The sequence below is a fragment of the Intestinibacter sp. genome, from assembly GCF_051866655.1.
GTDB lineage: Bacteria > Bacillota > Clostridia > Peptostreptococcales > Peptostreptococcaceae > Intestinibacter.
In genome coordinates this window covers 1-4614 of the sequence record NZ_JBJDXL010000222.1, presented here as the reverse complement: position 1 = coordinate 4614, position 4614 = coordinate 1, and the positions used below count along the sequence as shown (strand labels likewise).

At 31.6% G+C, this 4614-nt stretch carries 4 protein-coding genes; 1 reads left to right on the top strand and 3 read right to left on the bottom strand.

The annotated features are described in order from the left end of the window. Positions 1-780 (bottom strand): nitroreductase family protein (locus ACI3VO_RS06715; protein ID WP_439757165.1); only part of this gene is annotated, 780 nt, incomplete at its 3' end. Positions 781-982: 202 nt separating this feature from the next. Here ACI3VO_RS06715 and ACI3VO_RS06710 point away from each other — a divergent pair. Then, positions 983-2755: an Rqc2 family fibronectin-binding protein gene (locus ACI3VO_RS06710; RefSeq protein ID WP_439757164.1), complete on the top strand. Its 1773-nt coding sequence runs from the start codon at positions 983-985 to the stop codon at positions 2753-2755. A 90-nt stretch (positions 2756-2845) separates the two neighbouring features. On the opposite strand, the gene ACI3VO_RS06705 is transcribed toward ACI3VO_RS06710, so the two are convergent. Together ACI3VO_RS06705 and ACI3VO_RS06700 are read right to left on the bottom strand one after the other, a co-directional pair. Then, positions 2846-3841, bottom strand: a complete 996-nt coding sequence (locus ACI3VO_RS06705; RefSeq protein WP_439757163.1) for a CPBP family glutamic-type intramembrane protease — start codon at positions 3839-3841, stop codon at positions 2846-2848. 107 nt (positions 3842-3948) lie between these two features. Beyond that, complete coding sequence (locus ACI3VO_RS06700) at positions 3949-4470, bottom strand: superoxide dismutase family protein (protein ID WP_439757162.1); 522 nt, start codon at positions 4468-4470, stop codon at positions 3949-3951. Between the last annotated feature and the right edge of the window lie 144 nt (positions 4471-4614).

Here is a 4614-nt window from a genome sequence, read left to right as displayed (position 1 = left end):
TCTAAAGTACTCCATCTCTGGATAACCCATTATCATGCACACTTGAACATTTTGATCTTCTTCTAGTCCTAAAACATCTCTTATCTCTTTATTTGAATTAACTGCCCTTACAAAATATCCACTAAAGCAGACACCTACACCCATTGCATTTGCCATAAGCTCCATATTAGAAGCAGCTAGTGCAGCATCTACTGCTGAATTAGAAGTTAAAAGGACAATAGTCTTAGCGTTGAAAAATAAATATGTATCCTCATCTGGATTTTCTAAATACTTCTTATATCCAGTTGTCCAGTTATTTGCATAACGGCTTAAATTTTGGTCTATATTTTCTCTACTTAGTATATCTTCGCCTAAGCTGTTTAAAGTCTCAAGTCCTAATTTAGTTATTTCCTTTAGTTTATCCTCTACTACTATATAAGATACTCCCTGCGAATTTCCTCCAGTCGGAGTAAAGCGACCTGCTTCTATTATCTTTTCAATTTCCTCTCTTTTTATCTTTTGATCCTTAAATCTTCTCGTAGATCTTCTAAATTTAATGAAATTTAAAATCTTTTCGTCTTCGATATAAAATTCTTCTTTATTATATTCCTTGACTTCGTTCATGTCTAAATCAACACACTCCACAGCATTTTTAGGACAAATCGCTATGCAGTGTCCACAATTTCTACATTTATCATTATCTACAATAATTTTACTATCTTTATTTGATAAAGCCTTAAAAAAACAATCGCCTATACAGCTTTCACATACTATACACTTATCATAATCTATTTTAACCATAAAGCTATTTCTCCTTTCCAATAAATTTAGATATATTTATTGTATCTTATTTAAATAAATAAGTAAAATCAACTCTAGCAAATATCAAAGCATATGTATATAATTATTATGTAAATAATAAGATAAAAATCAAATACTAATTTAGTAAATACAAATATATATTGTAAAATTGAATATTATCTATTAAAGAAAGGAGAAAATTATGGCATTAGACGGTTTAGTTGTACACTCTATAGCGAGCGAATTAAAATCAAAGCTAGTCGGCGGTAAAATAGATAGAGTTCATCAACCAGAAAACGACGAAATACTTCTTTATGTGAGAAATAATAGAGAAAATTTTAAAGTTGTCTTAAGCTCTAGCGCATCAAATCCTAGAGTCTATATAGCAAATAACTACAACAAAGAAAATCCTCTAAAGGCACCTATGTTTTGTATGTTGCTTAGAAAACACCTTCAAGGGGGTATAATCACAGATATTGCTCAGGTTGGGTTTGAAAGAATTATAAAAATAAGCGTCGAATCACTTGATGAATTAAAAGACAAGAGCACTAAAAATATATACGTTGAGATAATGGGAAGACACAGTAATATAATTTTAACTCACGATGAGGACTCTAGCATAATAGATTCAATCAAAAGAGTTCCACCTAGCATAAGTAGAGCTCGCCAAATCTTGCCTGCTATGACTTATGAGCTTCCACCAGAACAGGATAAAATAAATCCTCTAAAGGGAACTTCTCTTAAATCATTTATAAATACCTTAAGGGATTTTGACGGACCTATTTTCAAGGCTATATACAGCAAGTTTTTAGGAATAAGTCCTACTGTAGCTAAGGAAATTTGCTTTAGAGCAAATATAGACGTTAAATCTAAGGGTGAGGATTTATCTAGAGATGAATTATCTCTTTTATACAGAGTTTTCTCAGATATATTTACTAAGGTAAAAAATGAAGAGTTTAAGCCTTGTATAGTAATCGATGAAAAAATAGATAAGGTCGTAGATTTCAGTTCAATAGATTTGAGTTTATTTGAAGGATATAAATTTATATACGATGAAAGTATATCTAAAATTGTAGAGGATTACTACATAACTAAGGACTTCAAGGACAGAGTTCATCAAAGAACTTACGACCTTAGAAAGAGTATTTCTATAAAATTAGATAGACTTTACAATAAACAAAAGAAACAAAAAAAGGAACTTTCACAGGCTGAAAATGCAGATATATACAGAGTAAAGGGAGAGCTTTTAACTGCATATATCTATATGATACAAAAGGGAATGAAGAGCATCGAGGTAGACAATTTTTACGACGAAAACTGCGCCAAGATGACTATAGAGCTAAACGAAAACCTTACTCCTTCAGAAAACAGCCAAAAGTACTTTAAAAAATACAACAAATTAAAAACTGCTAAAAAAGAGCTTACAGAACAAATGGCTATAAGCAAGGACGAGATAGAATATCTAGAAAACGTCCTTTTAAGTATAGAAAACTGCGAAAATCTAGAAGACCTAGAGGATATCAAGGAAGAGCTGATAAAATTAGGATATGCAAGGGCACCACGTAGATTCAAACCTAAAAAGGAAATGGATTTAACTACAAAGCCTAATAAGTTCATATCATCTGATGGATTTACCATTTTAGTCGGTAAAAACAACAAGCAAAACGACTACCTTACTTTGAGAATCGCCGATCCTGAAGATATTTGGATGCATACTAAAAATATCCCAGGCTCTCACGTAATAATAAAATGCGCAGGAAGTGAAGTTCCAGACAATACTCTACTTGAAGGTGCTATGCTCGCTGCATACTTCAGCAAAGGTCGTATGTCTTCACAGGTACCAGTTGACTACACTATGAAAAAGCATGTCAAAAAACCGAGCGGTTCAAAGCCTGGTATGGTAATTTACGAGACTAACAATACAATTTATGTAACACCAGAGGAAGAAGTCGTTTCTAAATTAAAGGAAAATTAATTTTACTTATAATCAAAAAAGGAAATTCGATTTATATTTTGCTATAAATTCGCATTTCCTTTTTATTTCACTTTTTTTAAACTCTATAGATTATTCTAGAAGTTCATTATCTTCGTTATCTTCATATTCTTTTTGCTTGTTTTTAAAGCATAAATCTCCAAGATATATAAATGAAAATCCCATACCAATTGTAACTACTATTGAAATTATAGAAGGCATTGCATATGTCGCCTGAGTATCAATTGGAATATGAAGGTAATACTCATTTAAATACATCACACATACAGAAAATCCATTGTTCAAAAAGTGCATAAATACACTTACCCAGATTGATTCTGTCTTCAATGCACAGTAAGCGAACAGTATTCCAAGCATCGCAGTAGGAACTATTCTAATGAAATTCAAATGCATTATTCCAAATAAAACTCCTACTAATAAAATTGCCCAAATTTTAGATTTTTTACTTTCGCCTCTAAATGATCCTAGTAAAAAACCTCTAAATAGCATCTCCTCGCAAAAAGCTGGAATTAACGCCACCACGATTAAGCTTGCAAGTAGAGAATCCATCATTACACTGCTATTTACAGCCTGTAATATCTTAGCTTGATCAGGGAATAATGCCAGTAAAATGTTAGTAGTTATATTTATTATCATATAACCACCAAACCAAGCCAGAAGCCCACCTAAAATATATTTAGGTCTCGGCATTTTTAAGCTAAATGTATTTTTTATATCAGCCTTTATATAAATAGCATACAATAGTGGTATTAAAAGAATTATAACCTCAGTAGCTATAAGTCCTGCTGTCCCCCAAAATAGCTGCAAGAAACTTCCTACAAATATAAGAGCCATCAAAGATATTGTATAAATCAACGCTCCATCAGTTATACTTGGCTTTATATTTTCTTTAAAATCTTTGCGCTTTCCTAAAAAAGAAAACACCCTGTCGTTAAATAATTTTTCTTCGCAATTAAATTTCTTTGCAAAAATAACGATTGATAATATCACAAATACAAATATACCGATCATTATTAAAAAAAGTACTGCTAGTTTCAATATTGCATAATGTAAAGTACTAATAATCATCACTTCCTCTCTTTTTAATAATTATATACTATTTTTTATCGAAATTATTAATCCCAGCAAAAAATGACTAAATTGAAATAATATCAATTTAGCCATAATGCTATTTTCTAATAGTTATAAGGAATTATTTTGCCGCAAGCTATTTTATATCCAGAATTACCTGAAGGCTGAGTTGAAAAATCGTCGTATTTATCGTGAAGTACGATAGATTTATTTATTATATCAGCCACAGTGAAATAACTAGTGTAAAATGATAGTATTCCAACTCCATCGCTAGCTAATATAGGAGGGAGATCCCCTGCATGAAACGGATGCGGGCTGTCTGATGGGTTGTAGTGTTGCCCGGTATTAGGGAAAGGATTCGTAGCTACACCGACACTACAATCTCCGTTTTCGTGAATATGAAATCCATGGAATCTAGTGACTTCACCGTTTATATTTGTTTCTGGTATCCCAGTTATATAGGCTCTTACATAAACCCCTCCATTTAATTGATAGAAAAATACATTTCCTTCTATGCAAGGAGCTAACTGTCCTCCCCTCATTCTAGCAAAGGCAGTCGGTCTTTGCGGATTATAGTTTGCAAAAATTTCATTTATATTGTATTTTGGGCAAGAATTATTATCCATTTTATCTCTCCTTCAAATCTTTTATATTTATTATATGTAGGATAGCTAAAATGTTGCTTTTGATAACAAACCCGTTCACAAATCTTTTATTTTAATAATTTTTTTCCTTGGCTTTTATGAAGCTATATAAAACCTCATTCACAG

Coding starts and splice junctions, on each gene's coding strand:
- ACI3VO_RS06710 (WP_439757164.1), top strand. CDS start 983: ATGGCATTAGACGGTTTAGTTGTACACTCTATAGCGAGCGAATTAAAA.
- ACI3VO_RS06705 (WP_439757163.1), bottom strand. CDS start 3,841: ATGATTATTAGTACTTTACATTATGCAATATTGAAACTAGCAGTACTT.
- ACI3VO_RS06700 (WP_439757162.1), bottom strand. CDS start 4,470: ATGGATAATAATTCTTGCCCAAAATACAATATAAATGAAATTTTTGCA.